The organism is Streptomyces sp. NBC_00306, assembly GCF_036169555.1.
In the GTDB taxonomy this organism is placed as follows: Bacteria; Actinomycetota; Actinomycetes; order Streptomycetales; family Streptomycetaceae; genus Streptomyces; species Streptomyces achmelvichensis.
Genome location: NZ_CP108032.1, coordinates 2,679,258 through 2,695,976, shown reverse-complemented (window position 1 = coordinate 2,695,976; position 16,719 = coordinate 2,679,258). Strand labels below are relative to the sequence as shown.

The following is a 16,719-nucleotide window of genomic DNA, read 5'->3' as shown; positions in this document are numbered from 1 at the left end:
GCCCGTCCCGCACCGAGGAGAAGAACCACTGGGCAAGCGACAGCCCGAAGGCCCGCCGCCCGCACCTGCGGTGCAGCGCATTCGTCTGCGCTACACCAAGCGCGGCCGCCTCCGGTTCACCAGCCACCGTGACTTCCAGCGCGCTTTCGAGCGGGCGCTGCGGCGCGCCGAGGTGCCCATGGCGTACTCGGCGGGCTTCACCCCGCATCCGAAGGTGTCGTACGCCAATGCCGCACCCACCGGCACGGGCAGCGAGGCCGAGTATCTGGAGATCGCCCTCAGCGAGCACCGCGACCCCGACACACTGCGCGAACTGCTCGACGAGTCGCTGCCGACGGGTCTGGACATCACCGAGGCCGTCGAGGCCCGTACGTCCGGGCTCGCCGACCGGCTCACCGCGTCCGTGTGGGAGCTGCGGCTGGAGGGCGTGCGGGTGGAGGACGCGGAGAAGGCCGTCGAGGCCTTCCTGGCGGCCGGCACCGTCGAAGTCCAGCGCAAGACCAAGAACGGCGTACGCACGTTCGATGCGCGGGGTGCGGTGGCGGATCTGCAGGCGGGTCCGTCACAGCCTGATAGGCCCGGGGTCGAGCCCTGTGCGATACTGCGGCTGGTTGTTCGGCACGTGACACCTGCCGTGCGACCCGACGACGTCCTGTCCGGTCTCCACGCTGTGGCCGACCTGGCGCCGCCGGTCCCCGCAGCGGTGACCAGGCTGGCGCAGGGGCTCTTCGACGAGGAGTCCGGCACGGTGACCGACCCGCTCGCGCTCGACCGCGAGGCAGTTCCGGCCGCTTCACCCACGGCCGTCGGAACAGCCTCCCCCTAGCTTCGCCGGGGGGACACCCCGCGACGGCGCCCGAAGGTCCCGCCGCGTTGGAGCAGTCGTTGTAGCGCGGCTCTCGCATCCGGGAGCCACCTGGGTCGGGCCGCGCAAGGACCAGGAGACTTTCGCCAGGCCGTGCGTACATCGCGTACGGAACCGGCGAGCCAGACATAACAGCTCCCGTGCGGCGCCCGCGCCCCGGACGGCGGCACCGCGCACATCACGCGGGCCGCGGCCGGACCGGAATGAGGCGCGGCGCCCGGGAGCGTGACGGGAGAACCGCCCGCATGCTCGAGCCGACTGAATCCGGCGTTGCCGGAGACAACGAACAGAACGACAACACCCCTGGCGACAAGCTGCCGCCGCGCCGTCGGCGCCGCGCAGCTTCGCGCCCCGCCGGTCCGCCGGCCGGAACGGCCTCCGCGGAGAGCGCCGACGTGGCAGCTCCCGTGCAGGAGGCGGCCGAGGCCGTCGCTCCTGCGGCTGCCGAGGAGACGCCCGCGCCGCGTGCGCGTCGTCGTGCCACGCGTAAGGCGACGGCTCCTGCCGGTGCGCCCGAGGCCGCTGAGATCGCCGCTGCCGCCGAGGTGGCGGAGACGGTCGCTCCCGAGGTGGCCGAGGAGACGTCGGCCGAGGCTCCGGCGCCGCGTGCGCGTCGTCGTGCCACGCGTAAGGCGACGGCTCCTGCCGGTGCGCCCGAGGCCGCTGAGATCGCCGCTGCCGCCGAGGTGGCGGAGACGGTCGCCCCCGAGGTGGCCGAGGAGACGCCGGCCGAGGCTCCCGCGCCGCGCAAGCGCCGCCGGGCCACACGGCAGGTGAGTGCGCCGGAGGGCGCCGAGATCGCCGCCGCCGTGGAGGATGCGCCCGCCGTCGCCGCGCAGGTCGCCGAAGAAGCGCCTGCCGAGGCCCCCGCCGAGACCCCTGCCGAGGCTCCTGCCCCGCGCCGGACCCGCCGCCGCGCCTCCGCGCCCGCCGGTGCCCCCACGGCGCAGGCCGAGGCCGCCGAGACCGAGGCCACCCCGGCCGAGGTCGCCGAGCCCGAGGCCGCGCCGGCCGGTCGCAGCCGCCGTCGCTCCGCCCGCAAGGCCACCGCGCCGGCCGTCGCCGCGCAGGCCGCCGAGACCGACGAGGACGCCGTCGAGTCCGGCGAGAGCCTGCCCGAGGGCGCCGTCGCACAGATCACCTCCCGCGAGGACGAGGTCGCGGCAGCCGAGAAGGCCGCGACCCGTGGCCGTACGCGCCGCCGCGCCGTCTCGCCCGAGACCACCGCCCAGCCGGCCGCCGAGGAGGCGCCCGCGCCGCGCGAGGAGGCCGCGAAGAGCGAGGCGCCCGCGCGCACCCGCCGCGCCGCCCGGCCCGCCGTGGCCCTCTTCCAGGCCCCGGTCTTCGCCGAGCCCATGTTCCAGACCCCGGAGACGGCCGCTGCCGCTGCCGCTCTCGACCCGGACGAGGAGACCGACGCGTCGGCCGCGGCCGACGAGGACACGGCCACCGCCGAGCCGGTCGCCGAGGCCGCCCCGGAGCCCGCGGGCCGTCGTCGCCGTCGCCGTCGCGGTGAGGCCGCCGAGCAGCCCCAGGCCCCCGTCGCCGAGGAGCCCGAGCCCGCCGCCGAGACGGAGTCCGACCAGGACGCCGAGGCCGGCGACGGTGAGGACTCCGACGAGTACGGCGACCGTCCCTCGCGCCGTCGCCGCCGTGGTGGCCGCCGCCGTCGCCGCGGTGAGGCCCCGGACGCCGACGAGGCGTCGGACGAGCAGTCCGACGAGGCCGCCGCCGAGGACGCCGAGGCCGGTGACGGTGAGGACTCCGACGAGGAGGGCGACAACGACGCCCCCTCGGCCGGCAGCTCCAGCAGCCGTCGTCGCCGTCGCCGTCGTCGTCGCAGCGGTGAGCCGACGTCCGAGGACGAGTCCGGTCCGAACGACCCGGAGCGCACGGTCGTCAAGGTCCGCGAGCCGCGTCCGGCCCGTGCCAAGAGCGACGAGCCTTCCGACGAGGTGCAGTCCATCAAGGGCTCCACGCGTCTGGAGGCGAAGAAGCAGCGGCGCCGTGAGGGCCGCGAGCAGGGCCGCCGCCGCGTCCCGATCATCACCGAGGCCGAGTTCCTCGCCCGCCGCGAGGCCGTCGAGCGGGTCATGGTCGTCCGCCAGAGCGGCGAGCGCACCCAGATCGGCGTCCTCGAGGACAACGTGCTCGTCGAGCACTACGTCAACAAGGAGCAGGCGACCTCGTACGTCGGCAACGTCTACCTGGGCAAGGTGCAGAACGTACTGCCGTCCATGGAGGCCGCGTTCGTCGACATCGGCAAGGGCCGCAATGCCGTCCTGTACGCCGGTGAGGTCAACTTCGAGTCGCTGGGCATGGCCAACGGCCCCCGCCGTATCGAGGCCGCGCTCAAGTCCGGCCAGTCGGTGCTCGTCCAGGTGACGAAGGACCCGATCGGTCACAAGGGCGCGCGTCTGACGAGCCAGGTGTCCCTGCCCGGCCGTTACCTGGTCTATGTGCCCGAGGGCTCGATGACCGGTATCAGCCGCAAGCTGCCCGACACCGAGCGGGCCCGGCTGAAGACCATCCTCAAGAAGATCGTTCCCGAGGACGCGGGCGTCATCGTGCGCACCGCGGCCGAGGGCGCGAGCGAGGACGAGCTGCGCCGTGACGTCGAGCGGCTCCAGGCGCAGTGGGAGGACATCCAGAAGAAGTCGAAGAGCGGCGGCAGTTCGAACGCGCCGTCGCTGCTGTACGGCGAGCCGGACATGACCGTCCGTGTCGTCCGCGACATCTTCAACGAGGACTTCTCGAAGGTCATCGTCAGCGGTGACGAGGCGTGGGAGACGATCCACGGCTACGTCCAGCACGTGGCCCCCGACCTGGCCGACCGCCTTCAGCGGTGGACGAGCGAGGTCGACGTCTTCGCGACGTACCGGATCGACGAGCAGCTCATGAAGGCGCTGGACCGCAAGGTCTGGCTGCCGTCCGGTGGTTCGCTGGTGATCGACAAGACCGAGGCCATGGTCGTGATCGACGTCAACACCGGCAAGTTCACCGGTCAGGGCGGCAATCTCGAGGAGACCGTCACCAGGAACAACCTGGAGGCGGCCGAGGAGATCGTGCGTCAGCTGCGGCTGCGCGACCTGGGCGGCATCGTCGTCGTCGACTTCATCGACATGGTGCTCGAGTCCAACCGTGACCTGGTCATGCGCAGGCTGCTGGAGTGCCTGGGCCGTGACCGCACGAAGCACCAGGTCGCCGAGGTCACCTCGCTGGGCCTGGTCCAGATGACGCGTAAGCGGGTGGGCCAGGGTCTGCTGGAGTCCTTCTCCGAGACCTGTGTCCACTGCAACGGGCGCGGTGTGATCGTGCACATGGAGCAGCCGACGGCCGCCGGCGGCGGTGGCGGCAAGCGCTCCAAGAAGCGCGGCCGCGGCGGCTCGGAGCACGTCCACGAGCACGAGCTCGACGCCACGGCCGAGGCACCCGCCGAGACCGAGACCGAGAGCGAGGCGGAGGTCGCCGCGGAGACCGCTGCCCCGGCCGCGCTGCCGGAGCCGGACTTCCAGCCCGACGAGGACCTCTACAGCAGCGCTGCCGAGGCCGAGGCGGCCGCTTCGCGCGGCCGTGGCCGCAGGCGGGCGACCCGCCGGGCCTCGGCGCCGAGCGGTGCCCCGAGGTCGGCCGAGGCGCAGAGCGCGGCGGCCGAGACCGTCGTCGAGCCGGCGCCGGAGCCGAAGGCGGAGCCCCAGGCCGAGCCGGAGCCGGTCGCCGCCGCGGCCCCCGTCGACGAGGCGGCCCCCGCGGGCCGTGGTCGCCGCCGGGCCACCCGTAAGGCGTCCGCGCCCGCCGGTCCTCCGCCCACCACCGACCCCACCGTCGTGGAGACGCTGGTGAAGGCGCCCGCCGAGCCGGCTCAGGAGCCGGTTGCCGAGCCCGAGGCCCCCGCGGCCGAAGAGGCCGCGCCGGTGGCTCCGCCGCGGGCACGCCGCCGGGCGACCCGCAAGGTCAGCGCCCCGGCCGGTTCGCCGTCCGGTGCGGAGGAGGCCGCGGTCGTCGTGGTCGCCGCCGAGAACGGCGCGGAGCCGCAGGCGCCGGCGGACGACGCGGAGTCGTCGGCTCCTGCCAAGAAGGCGGTCCGCAAGACGGCCAAGAAGGCCACCGCGAAGAAGGCCGCCACCACGGCCACCAAGAAGGCGGCGGCCAAGAAGACGACGGCGAAGAAGACGACCACCAAGAAGGCCGGTGCGAAGAAGACCGCCGCGGCCGAGCAGTCGCTGCCGTCGGTGACGGCGACCACCGAGAGCTGAACAGTTGATGAGCCCTCAGTGAACGAGCCGTGTCCCATCCCACAGGCTCAGGGGTGGGACACGGTTTTTGTCTCCGAATTGATGCAGTGCTCCGTTAACAGCCCCGAAATTGACTAGGAAATCCCTGATAATGTGACGGCGGTCGCTGCCGGGTGAGACTCCCGTTCCGGACACTACGGTAGGTGACCGACCCGGTTCGGGACACGACCGGTCCCAGTTCCTCGGTAGGGCGTTGGCTTTGCGCCGGAGGGGTGTGCGCGGCCTCGCAAGACGTCCGCACCGCCCCAGACCTCTGCCACAAAGAGCTCTTGCGGTGTTCAAGGAGGACGTCCATGACGAGCAGCAACCAGCAGCCCATTCCCGCTGCCCGCCCGGTCATCGGTGAGGAAGAAATCGAGGCCGCGGTACGCGTACTGCGCAGCGGTCGCGTGGTGCAGGGCCCCGAAGTGGCCGCATTCGAGGAGAGCTTCGGCGACCTGGTCGACGGCCGTCATTGCGTCGCCGTCAACTCCGGTACCTCCGCGTTGCACCTCCTTCTGCTGGCTTTGGGCATCGGTCCGGGCGACGAGGTGATCGTTCCCTCGTTCTCCTTCGCCGCCTCGGCGAACGCGGTCCGCCTCGTCGGCGCAGACGTCGTCTTCGCCGACATCGAGGCCGACAGCTACTGCCTGGACCCGGCCGCGGTCGAGGCCGCCATCACCCCGCGCACGGCCGCGATCATGCCGGTGCACCTGTACGGCCACCCGGCCGCGATGGACAAGATCATGCCCATCGCCGCCAAGCACAAGCTGGCCGTCGTCGAGGACGCCTGCCAGGCACACGCGGCCGCGCTGAACGGCACCCCCGTCGGCGCGTTCGGCTCCGGTGGAACGTTCAGCTTCTACCCGACCAAGAACATGCACTCCCTCGAGGGCGGCATGATCTCCACGGCCGACGCCGAGGTCGCCCGCACCCTGCGCCTGCTGCGCAACCAGGGCATGGAGCAGCGGTACGCCAACGAGATCGTCGGCGCCAACATGCGCATGACCGATGTCGCCGCCGCCGTCGGCCGCGTCCAGCTGGCGAAGCTGAACGGCTGGACCGAGCAGCGCATCGCCAACGCCGCGTACCTCACCGAGAACATCACCGCGCCGGCCGTGACCACGCCGACCGTCGCCGAGGGTGCGCGTCACATCTACCACCAGTACACGATCCGCGTCAGCGGGGACCGCGACGCCGCGATGGCCAAGCTGACCGAGGCGGGTGTCGGCAACGCCGTCTACTACCCGACCCCGATCCACCGGCTGAAGCCGTACTGGGAGCCGGACCAGAAGGCCGGCCGCAACTGGGACCTGCCCGAGACCGAGCGTGCGGCCGCCGAGGTCGTCTCGCTGCCGGTGCACCCTTCGCTGACCGCGGAGGACCTCGAGCGCATCGCCGCCGCCGTGAACGAGCTGGGAGAAAACCTGTGACCACCGCTCCGGGACTGCGGGCCGGCCTCATCGGCCTCGGCTCGATGGGCCGCCACCACGCCCGTGTGCTGGCCGGACTCGACGGCGTCCAGTTCGTCGGCGTCGTCGACCCGATGGGCGACAAGAACGGCTGGGCGCAGGGCGCCCCCGTGCTGTCGACCGTCGAGGAGCTCATCGCGCTCGGCATCGACTACGCCGTGGTGGCCTGCCCGACCGCCCTGCACGAGGAAGTCGGCCTGAAGCTGGCCGAGGCCGGTATCGGCGCCCTGATCGAGAAGCCCGTCGCGGACACCGTGGACGGCGCCCGCCGGCTCGTCGAGGCCTTCGAGTCCCGCGGTCTGGTGGCCGGCGTCGGTCACATCGAGCGCTGCAACCCCGCGCTGCGTTCGCTGCGCCAGCGGCTGGAGGCCGGTGAGCTCGGCGACGTCTACCAGGTCGTCACCCGCCGCCAGGGCCCCTTCCCGCACCGCATCGCCGATGTCGGCGTGGTCAAGGACCTCGCCACCCACGACATCGACCTCACCGGCTGGGTCACCGGCCAGACCTACACCTCGATCTCGGCGCGCACGGTCTCCAAGTCGGGCCGGCCCCACGAGGACATGGTGTCGGCCGTCGGCCAGCTGTCCGACGGCACGATGGTCAACCACCTGGTGAACTGGCTGAGCCCGCTCAAGGAGCGCTTCACCTCGGTCACCGGCGAGAAGGGCTGCTTCGTCGCGGACACCCTCACCGCCGACCTCACCTTCTACGCGAACGCCTCCCAGGCCACCGAGTGGGAAGCGGTCCAGGCGTTCCGCGGTGTCGCGGAGGGCGACATGATCCGTTACGCGATCGCCAAGCGTGAGCCGCTGCTGGTGGAGCACGAGCTCTTCCGGGACGCGGTGCTCGGCAAGTCCGACGACATTTGCACACTGCGGCAGGGTCTTCGTACCGTCGAGGTCGCGGCAGCCGTGCTGGAGTCCGCCGCCGGTGGAGTCACCGTCGATCTCTCCGCGTACACCGCGGCCCAGTAGGGCGAGGAGCCTTGACCAGTCCTGATGTCACCGTCGTTGTGGCCGTGTACAACACGATGCCGTATCTGACGGAATGCCTTAACTCTCTTGTCGGGCAGAGCATTGGCCTGGACAGGCTGGAGATCGTGGCCGTCGACGACGGCTCGACGGACGACAGCGGAGCGGAGCTCGACCGGTTCGCGAAGAAGTACCCGAAGACCGTCAAGGTGATTCACCAGGCGAACTCCGGTGGCCCCGCAGCGCCCAGCAACAGGGCGCTGGAGGTGGCCACCGGGCGTTTCGTCTACTTCATCGGCTCCGACGACTACCTCGGCAAAGAGGCTCTCGCGCGGATGGTGAAGTGCGCCGACAAGCACGACTCCGACGTCGTGGTCGGCAAGATGGTCGGCACCAACGGCCGCTATGTCCACCAGGCGCTCTACAAGAAGAGCAACCCGGACGTCAGCCTGTACGACTCGGCGCTGCCGTTCACCCTGGCGAACACCAAGCTGTTCCGCCGCGATCTGGTGGAGCGGCACAAGCTGCGGTTCCCGGAGGACCTGCCGGTCGGCAGCGACCAGCCGTTCACCATCGAGGCGTGCGTCAGGGCCCGGAAGATCTCGGTCCTCGCGGACTACACGTACTACTACGCGGTGAAGCGCGGGGACTCGAGCAACATCACCTACCGCGCCAACCATCTCTCGCGGCTGCGGTGCACCGCGCGGATCCTGGAGCACGCGGCCGGGCTGATCGAGGCCGGACCGCAGCGTGACACCGTCTTCCAGCGTCACTTCACCTGGGAGCTGGCCAAGCTCGTCCAGGGCGACTTCCCCTCGCTCGACGAGCAGACCAGGCGTGAGGTCTGCGCCGGGATCGCCGAGCTTGCCGACGACTACCTCACCGAGCGGCTGGCCGACTCGCTGCCCGTGACGCGACGGGTGCGGCTCACGCTGGCCCAGCGCGGCATGGTCGACGAGCTCGCCGCCGCGATCGAGGCCGAGGAGAACGGCGCGCCGATCCCCTTCCATCTGGAGGGCGACCGCGCCTTCGCCGCGTACACCGGCTTCCGGGACCCCGCCGTGGGCATCCCGGACCGGATCTACGAGGTGCTCGGGGAGTCGGTACCGGCCATGCTGGCGGCCGGTACGGAACTGGTCTCGGCCGAGTGGGAGCAGAGCGGCGACGATCTGTTCCTGTCCGTCGCGGTGCGTACCGCGCTGACGGGCGACACCGAGTCGGCCGTGGTGCGCCTCGTCCAGGGCGCCATGCCCAAGAGCGCCGACAAGGCGGGCGGGCGAAGGCTGCCCGCCGGGCAGGAACTCCCGCCCCCTGTCGGGGAGTTCTCCCAGGAAGTGTCCGCCGACGGCGCGGGCACGGTGCTGCGGGCCCGTATCCCCGTAGCGGCCCGTACGGCCACGCTCGGTGTGCGCGTCCATGTGGACATCGCGGGCTGGACGTACGAGATCCCCGTGCGCGCCCAGGACAAGCCGATGCCGCTGGCCCGGCGCTGGCGCAGCGGCACCCCCTACCGAGTGGCCGCGCGTGTGAACGCCAAGGGCCGGATGGTGGTCGTGACCGGCCTCCTGTTCCCGCCCTCCGACAAATGGTGGTCGCGTGTGCGGCCCCTGCTGGTCCGTGTGAAGAGGAAAGTATCCCGATGAATATCTGTGTAGTTGCGCTCGGCAAGATCGGGCTTCCGCTCGCCGTGCAGTTCGCGGCCAAGGGCCACAAGGTCATCGGCGCCGACGTCAACGAGAAGGTCGTCGAGCTGGTCAACGCCGGCACCGAGCCGTTCCCCGGTGAGCACGACCTCGGCCGGCTGCTCAAGGAGACCGTCAACGCCGGCCTGCTCAGCGCCACCACCGACACCGCCGCGGCCGTCGCCCAGTCCGAGGCCGTCGTGGTCGTCGTCCCGCTGTTCGTGGACGCCGAGGGCACCCCGGACTTCGGCTGGATGGACTCCGCCACCAAGGCCATCGCCAAGGGGCTGAAGCCCGGCACCCTCGTCTCCTACGAGACCACGCTGCCGGTCGGCACCACGCGCACCCGCTGGGCGCCGATGCTCCAGGAGGGCTCCGGCCTGACCGCCGGCGAGGACTTCCACCTGGTCTTCTCGCCGGAGCGCGTCCTCACCGGCCGCGTCTTCGCCGACCTGCGCCGCTACCCCAAGCTCGTCGGCGGCATCGACGAGGCCTCCACGAAGCACGGCGTGGAGTTCTACGAGAAGGTCCTCGACTTCGACGAGCGCGCCGACCTGGCGCAGCCGAACGGCGTGTGGGACCTGGGCACCGCCGAGGCCTCCGAGCTCGCCAAGCTCGCCGAGACCACCTACCGCGACGTCAACATCGGCCTGGCGAACCAGTTCGCCCGCTTCGCCGACAAGAACGACATCGACGTCAAGAAGGTCATCGAGGCCTGCAACTCGCAGCCGTACAGCCACATCCACCAGCCCGGCATCGCCGTCGGCGGTCACTGCATCCCGATCTACCCGCGGATGTACCTGTGGAACGACCCGGAGGCGACCGTCGTGCGCTCGGCGCGCGAGGCCAACGCCGCCATGCCGGAGTACGCCGTCGACCTGCTGGCCGCCGCCTACGGCGACCTGAAGGATGTCAACGTCCTGGTGCTCGGTGCCGCGTACCGCGGTGGCGTCAAGGAGACCGCCTTCTCCGGCGTCTTCCCGACCGTCGAGGCACTCAAGGCCCGTGGCGCCGTCCCGTTCGTGTCGGACCCGATGTACACGGCCGACGAGCTGACCGCGCACGGCCTCACGCCGCACGCGGGTGAGCCGGTCACCGCCGCGATCCTCCAGGCCGACCACGCGGAGTACCGCGAGCTCGCCGCCTCCGACCTGCCGGAGGTCCGCGTCCTGGTCGACGGCCGTCGCACCACCGACCCGGCCCGCTGGGAAGGCGTACGCCGGGTCGTCATCGGCGGCTGACGCCCCCTGCACACGCACAGAACAGTGGCCCTGTCCCGCGGACTCCGCGGGGCGGGGCCGTCCTGCGAGAGGCATTTGGCATGACGTGGTTGATCACCGGCGGCGCCGGTTACATCGGATCGCACGTGGTGAAGGCGATGACCGACGGCGGTGAGAGCGTCGTCGTCCTCGACGACCTGAGCACCGGCAGCAAGGACCGGGTCCCCGGCACGGTCCCGCTGGAGATCGGCACGGTCCTGGACCGTGAGCTGGTCGACCGTGTCCTGCGGGAGCACGCCGTCACCGGGATCGTGCACCTCGCGGGCAAGAAGCAGGTCGGCGAGTCGGTCGAGAAGCCGCTGCACTACTACTACGAGAACGTCGAGGGCCTGCGCAGCGTGCTGGAGGCGGCCGCCGAGGCCGGTGTGCGCCGCTTCCTCTTCTCCTCCTCGGCGTCCGTGTACGGCATGCCCGACGTCGACCTGGTCACCGAGCAGACCCCGTGTCTGCCGATGAGCCCGTACGGGGAGACCAAGCTGGCGGGGGAGTGGCTGGTACGCGCCGTGGGCACGGCGCACGGCATGGCCACGGCCTCGCTGCGCTACTTCAACGTCGCGGGCGCGGCCTCGCCCGAGCTCGGCGACGACGGCGTCTTCAACCTGGTGCCGATGGTCTTCGAGCGGCTCACGGCCGGCGAGGCCCCGCGGGTCTTCGGCGACGACTACCCGACGCCCGACGGCACCTGCATCCGCGACTACATCCACGTCGAGGACATCGCCTCCGCCCATGTCGCGGCCGCCCGCCGGCTCGCCGAGGACGCGTCGGCCTCGCTCGTCCTCAACATCGGCCGCGGCGAGGGTGTTTCGGTGGCCGAGATGGTCGGCACCATCCAGGACGTCACCGGCCGGCGGGAGCCTGCGCCGGCCGTCGTCGAGCGCCGACCTGGCGACCCGGCACGTGTCGTGGCGTCCGCCGACCTGATCCGCGCGGAACTGGGCTGGGAGGCCCGTCACGACATCCGCACGATGGTCGCCTCGGCCTGGGAGGGCTGGTGCCTGCGCCACCCCGAGGCCCGCGTCTGAGCCTTGTGCGTCCCGGCCCGCCCGGGACACGAGTGAGGGCCCCCGGGATGTCCCGGGGGCCCTCACTCGTATGCGGTGGTGTCAGTGAGCGGACCGCTCGCCGAGGAACAGCTCGTCGAACGTCCGGCTGACCACCGGCCAGTCCCAGACCGACAGCGCGTGCTCGGAGGCGAGCTTGCCGGCGTTGCGCCAGCTCTCCTCCGTCGCCGTGGCCTCCAGGATGCGCCGGGCGGCCTCCTCCGGAGAGGCGACGACCCAGTTCTCCGGGTACAGCGTGCGGGCGCTGTGCTCGCGTCCGGCGTAGAACGGCCAGTCACGGACCACGGGGACCGCGGCGCTCGCCGCGCCCTCCATCAGACCGACGTGGCAGCCCTCACGCACCGAGGAGCTGAGGATCGTGCCGATCTCGGTGAGCTTGCCGGGCACGTCGTCGGTCGGACCGAGGCGTACGACGGCACCGGACTCCTCCAGCGGAGCCAGCACCCTCTCGAACTCGGCCAGATAGTCCTTCGTGGCACGGCTGGTCTTGCGGTCCATGTCGCCGCCGACCAGCAGCAGCCGGTAGCGCTCGTCCTGCTTGCGCACCCGCTCCAGGACGTCGACCGCCCACAGCGGGTCCTTCGCCACCTGCGAGATGCCGATCAGACCCAGATTGAAGCGGGCGTCGGCCGGCTTCTCGCGGTTGAAGCCGCTCAGGTCCATGGCGTTGTGCAGCATGTGCGTGCGGGGAGCGGCCTCGCCGCGCAGCTGCGGCACCAGCGAGGTGGTCAGGTCCTGCACATGGTCCGCCACGTACACGAGGTCGTCGATGCGGGAGAAGTCCACCAGGTGCGGCCACCGGGTGAACGCCTCATAGCTGTGCAGCCGCACCACGATCCGGGTGTCGCCCGGGTCGATGGTCGTGAGCATCACGGCAGGCGCCACGCACCAGTCGAGGAACACGGTGTCGGCCCAGTCCAGATGGGGCCGCATGAGCTGCTCGACCTGCTCCGCGTAGAGGGCGTCGCCCCCGAGACGGTTCTCTATCATCCGCCGGCCGGCCCAGGAGATCCGCTTCATGGCGGGGGTCGCCGCGAGGTCCAGGTAGCGGACCTCGACGCCCGGGTGGTCCTCGTAGTGGGAGAGGACCAGCTTCAGGAAGTTGTCGTTGGCACTGGTGGTGACGAGCAGCCGCAGCGGGCGGTCCGACGGCGGCGTGGCCGCCGGGGTCTTCCGGCCGCGGGGCTCCCCGATCTTCCTCATCACCGCGGAGGCGTGCACCGGCGCGGAGAAGGCCGTGGGGTCGGCCGCGAGGGGGGAGCTGAGCTGGTCGATGTGGACGACGCGGTGGAAGCCGAGCACCAGGGCCCGGTCCAGCGCGCTGGCCGCCGCGGCCGGGTCACCGGCCTTGTACAGGCCGTCGGCCTGCGTCAGCAGCTCCTGGACCGTGCTGTCGAGGGCACGCGGTGCGATGCCCTTGTTGAGCTCGGTCCTGACCGCCTCGTCCAGCAGCGCGGTCCGGATCTCGCGGTTCTCGATACGGCGGGCGGCGGTGGTCAGCGCGAGTGTCGCGCCACCCGGCCGTCCGGCCCAGCGCATGCCCTCGGCGACCTGCCGGGACAGTGCGGCCCGGAAGCCCGCGGGCACACCGGGCGCGCCGAGCGCCGAACGCCACAGCCGCGCTCCGACGGCACTGCGCATCACGGGGCGCGCGGTGGCCGTACGCATCACGGTGTGGGGCAGCGCCTTGGCCTGACGGCGTACGTCGGCGGCGATCAGGGTGCGCGGAGGGATTATCACGTTCCGGCGCCGGGTGACGGGCTGCGGCGTGGACGCCTCGCCCTCCATGGCGCGCAGGGCCGGGGCGATACCGAACGAGGCACCGGCGTCCGCGTTGTACTGCGACAGACGCCACACCGTGTAGACGGCGTTCGCGTCGAGCGCGACGAGGTGCTTGGCGGCCAGTCCGTGCCGGCGCAGCCAGGCGTTCCTGCGGATCTGGACCCACAGCCGCCGGCCGTGCGGCACCCGCTTGAGCTTGCGGCGGGTGCCGATGCTCAGATGCCCTATGCCGTAGGGGAGTTGCTGGAACCCGTCGAGCTCGAGCTTGTCCAGGTCCTCCAGGCAGGCCCGCGCGTCGAAGAGGCAGGCGAGGTGAACTCGCGCGCCCTGGGCGCGGAACTTCTTCACCGCGTCGGCGAGTACGCCGAACTGCGGCTGGGATGCGGCGACGAAAAGCACATCGGTCACGAGGTGGGCCCTCCGGCGACGATCGACTTCGATGAGAGGCTGTCCACGTCCGTGGTGGAGGTCTTGTCCCCCGGGGCCGCTGCGGACCCGTGGTTCCCGTCGTGTTCGTTGGTGAGTCGGCCCACCAGGTTCTTCACGGCCACGGACATCAGAGCCTCGCGGGTGAACTGGTCGGCGTGCGCCATGGCTTCGGCGTGCACCTCGTCGCTCGTCTCGACGGCCATGTGCGCGGCCTTGACGAACGATTCGGCCAGACCCTCCTCGTCGATGCCGACGGCACCGGTCCACAGGGGGTGCCCCTGAAGGACGTTGGAGGCGTCGTGCTCGACGACGTGCGCGGAGACGATCGGCAGTCCGGTGGCCATGTACTCGTACACCTTGCCGGAGGTCACGAAGCGACCGCCGATCAGGATGAGCACCATCGCGTCCCAGCGGGCGTAGATGGAGGAGACCTCGGCCTTGGCGGCCGGGCCGCCGAAGGAGACACCGTCCACCTCGGCCTGCTTGAGCATCTCGGAGTGCTTGTTCGCCTCGCGGCCCGCACCGTTGCCGATGTGGCCGCGGACCTCGAAGCGCGCGTTGGCGAGCAGCGGCTCGCGTTCGCGCGCCGCGCGCCAGGCGTTGAGCACCGTCTCCAGATGCGCGGGCGTGAAGTTGACCGTGCCGAGGTAGCCGAAGACCAGGCCGGCCTCGGGGTCCGCGCGGTGGGCGCGGCCGGGCGAGCTGTCGGCGTCGTAGCCGTTGCGCACGACCTCGACACGGGACGCGAACTCGGGATAGCGGGCCCGGTAGTGGTCGGCGATCGGGTCGTTGACGACCCACAGGCTGACCGCGTGGTCGAGGACCTTCTGCTCCCAGCGGCCCATCTCCGAGTCCTTGGTGAAGGCCTCGATGCCGGTGATCACGTCGATAGACCAGCCGTCGCGGAAGTCGACCGCGTACGGGACCTTCGCCTCTTCCCACAGCTTCCAGGCCGCGGCGAGGTTGACGTACGGAACGCAGCTGGCCACCAGCAGATCCGCCGGGTGCTCCCGGTGGATGTCGAGGACGGCCTGCTCCAGCGCTCCGCGCCACTCGCCGAAGTTCGGCTCCGGGAACGGCTTCTGCTGCCGCTTGCGCAGCTGCGTGACCCACTTGTTGGGGTTGAGCGCGCGCTCCTCGTCGAAGAGGCGGATGTCCGTTTCCAGGTCCTCGCGGGAGAGCGGCAGCTCCACGATGTTCACGCGCGGGTCGACCTGCTCCAGAAGGGTGAGGTCGACGCCGGAGTCCCGCTCCCAGGACTCCTGGGCGATGTTGACGACGGTGACGTCCCAGCCCGCCCTGCAGAACTGGTTCGCCGTCTCGCGCATGCGGTAGGCACTGCTCTTCGCAGCCGGCGGAAAGCCGATGGCGAGGTAGATGACATGAGGCCGCGAGCCGTCGGAGGGCAGCCCGGACCTGGGAGACGCTGACATAAGCGGTGACGCTAGCACGGTGACGTAGACGGACTCGGGCCTGCTCCGAGGCCCTCCAGGTCCGTCACGCGTGCCGGCTTCCCCCCTTCCACTCTTCCATGATCCGGACAACGTTCTGCGCGGCCCGTCCGTCACCGTACGGAGTGCCGGGGTCACCCGTGGGTACGGCGCGGGTGACGGTGGCGGCCCATTCGTCGGCGGACAGCTCGTGCGGGTCGGGTACCAAGACGTTCCAACCGGTGTCGACGGTTTCCACCCACTCCGTCTCCGGACGGATCGTGGTGGTGATGCGCTCCAGCAGGAACGCTTCCTTCTGCAGGCCGCCCGAGTCGGTGACCACGCCGGAGGAGGCCAGCACCGCGGCGATCAGCCCGGCGTAGGGGAGCGGACGGCCGACGTGGACCGAGCCCTGGTCGAGCTTGATGCCGTGCTCGGCGGCGCGGGCGACCAGACGCGGGTGCGCGAGCAGCGCGACCGGGACCGGCAGCGCGGCCAGCGCGCCGATGATCGCGGCGAGGCGCTCGGGGTCGTCGGTGTTGTCCGGCCGGTGCAGCGTCGCCAGCAGGAAGGGCTGCGAGGGGTCGATGCCCTCGGGCAGCTGCGGCGCGGCGTGCTCGCCGGCCAGCACCGCGTCACGGATGCGCAGGCAGATGTCGACCATGACGTCGCCCGCCAGCACGGCGCGGTCCTTCAGGCCCTCGTCGGCGAGGTGGCGCATGGCCTCCTCGGTCGGGGCCAGCAGGACGTCGGCGCAGTGGTCGGTCAGGACGCGGTTGTGCTCCTCCGGCATGCGCCGGTTGAAGGAGCGCAGACCGGCTTCCAGGTGCGCGACCGGAAGGTGCATCTTCACGGCGGAGAGCGCACCGGCGATGGTGGAGTTGGTGTCGCCGTAGACGAGGACCCAGTCCGGCTGCTCACGCTCGAGGACGGGGTCGAGGGCGGTGAGCACCGAACCCGTCTGGACGCCGTGGCTGCCGGACCCGACACCGAGGTGGACGTCGGGGTCGGGGATGCCGAGGCCCTCGAAGAAGACGTCGGAGAGGTCGGCGTCGTAGTGCTGCCCGGTGTGCACGATGACGTGCTCGTGCTCGGTTCCCGCGAACGCGGCCGCGATGGGCGCGAGCTTCACCAGTTGGGGACGGGCACCGACGATGCTGATGACTTTCACTGAACACTCTTCTTCTGGGTCAGGTCATTGGCGGGGGGTGTCACAGGCGCAATGGTAGGCAACCCCCGAGGTGGACCGGCCCGCGGCCGGGCGGCGCACCCTGTGCGATGGCTCTCCCGCCCGTGGTCAGGCGGCGATACCCCGGCAGCGAGCGCCTGGATAACGATTGGGTGAACGAGGCCTGCACAGGGGGCCGATGGGGGCGTATCCGGCCACCCCACAGGGGTACCGGTGCCGGATCCGGCCACGTCCCGCTGTCGTACTATCGTCGCGCTAGTTTCGCGGGCGGTCACGGGAAAGTC

The 16,719-nt window shown here is 71.3% G+C and carries 10 protein-coding genes; 7 read left to right on the top strand and 3 right to left on the bottom strand.

The features are described 5' to 3' along the window. Positions 1 to 70 precede the first annotated feature (70 nt). The 7 genes from OHA05_RS11925 (at position 71) to galE (ending at position 11,566) form a co-directional block, all read left to right on the top strand. Positions 71 to 826 carry a TIGR03936 family radical SAM-associated protein gene (locus OHA05_RS11925; protein ID WP_313946338.1) on the top strand — a complete coding sequence of 252 codons (756 nt, stop codon included), beginning with the start codon at positions 71 to 73 and terminating at the stop codon, positions 824 to 826. 284 nt (positions 827 to 1,110) lie between these two features. Beyond that, positions 1,111 to 5,121 (top strand): Rne/Rng family ribonuclease, encoded by a 4,011-nt coding sequence (locus OHA05_RS11920; protein ID WP_328860545.1) that lies wholly within the window; start codon positions 1,111 to 1,113, stop codon positions 5,119 to 5,121. 332 nt (positions 5,122 to 5,453) lie between these two features. Beyond that, complete coding sequence (locus OHA05_RS11915; RefSeq protein WP_313946340.1) at positions 5,454 to 6,572, top strand: DegT/DnrJ/EryC1/StrS family aminotransferase; 1,119 nt, start codon at positions 5,454 to 5,456, stop codon at positions 6,570 to 6,572. Continuing rightward, a complete protein-coding gene (locus OHA05_RS11910; RefSeq protein WP_327684243.1) occupies positions 6,569 to 7,585 on the top strand; it encodes a Gfo/Idh/MocA family protein in 1,017 nt (338 codons plus the stop codon). The genes OHA05_RS11915 and OHA05_RS11910 overlap by 4 nt, the downstream gene beginning before the upstream one ends. An 11-nt stretch (positions 7,586 to 7,596) precedes the next feature. Beyond that, positions 7,597 to 9,225, top strand: a complete 1,629-nt coding sequence (locus OHA05_RS11905; RefSeq protein WP_328860544.1) for a glycosyltransferase family 2 protein — start codon at positions 7,597 to 7,599, stop codon at positions 9,223 to 9,225. After that, on the top strand, positions 9,222 to 10,505 hold the full coding sequence (locus tag OHA05_RS11900) for a nucleotide sugar dehydrogenase (protein WP_313946342.1): 1,284 nt from the start codon (positions 9,222 to 9,224) through the stop codon (positions 10,503 to 10,505). Before OHA05_RS11905 ends, OHA05_RS11900 begins: the two co-directional genes overlap by 4 nt. Before the next feature lie 80 nt (positions 10,506 to 10,585). Further along, complete coding sequence (gene galE / locus OHA05_RS11895) at positions 10,586 to 11,566, top strand: UDP-glucose 4-epimerase GalE (RefSeq protein ID WP_328860543.1); 981 nt, start codon at positions 10,586 to 10,588, stop codon at positions 11,564 to 11,566. 81 nt (positions 11,567 to 11,647) lie between these two features. Here galE and OHA05_RS11890 read toward each other — a convergent pair whose 3' ends face one another. The 3 genes from OHA05_RS11890 to wecB all read right to left on the bottom strand — a co-directional run bounded on the left by OHA05_RS11890 (position 11,648) and on the right by wecB (position 16,417). Then, positions 11,648 to 13,795: a glycosyltransferase family 1 protein gene (locus OHA05_RS11890; RefSeq protein ID WP_313946344.1), complete on the bottom strand. Its 2,148-nt coding sequence runs from the start codon at positions 13,793 to 13,795 to the stop codon at positions 11,648 to 11,650. Beyond that, positions 13,792 to 15,144 carry a glycosyltransferase gene (locus tag OHA05_RS11885; RefSeq protein ID WP_313949015.1) on the bottom strand — a complete coding sequence of 451 codons (1,353 nt, stop codon included), beginning with the start codon at positions 15,142 to 15,144 and terminating at the stop codon, positions 13,792 to 13,794. Before OHA05_RS11885 ends, OHA05_RS11890 begins: the two co-directional genes overlap by 4 nt. Positions 15,145 to 15,313: 169 nt before the next feature. After that, the gene (gene wecB / locus OHA05_RS11880) at positions 15,314 to 16,417 is read right to left on the bottom strand and encodes a non-hydrolyzing UDP-N-acetylglucosamine 2-epimerase (protein WP_328860542.1); all 1,104 of its coding nucleotides are present in this window, start codon (positions 16,415 to 16,417) and stop codon (positions 15,314 to 15,316) included. Positions 16,418 to 16,719: the final 302 nt, after the last annotated feature.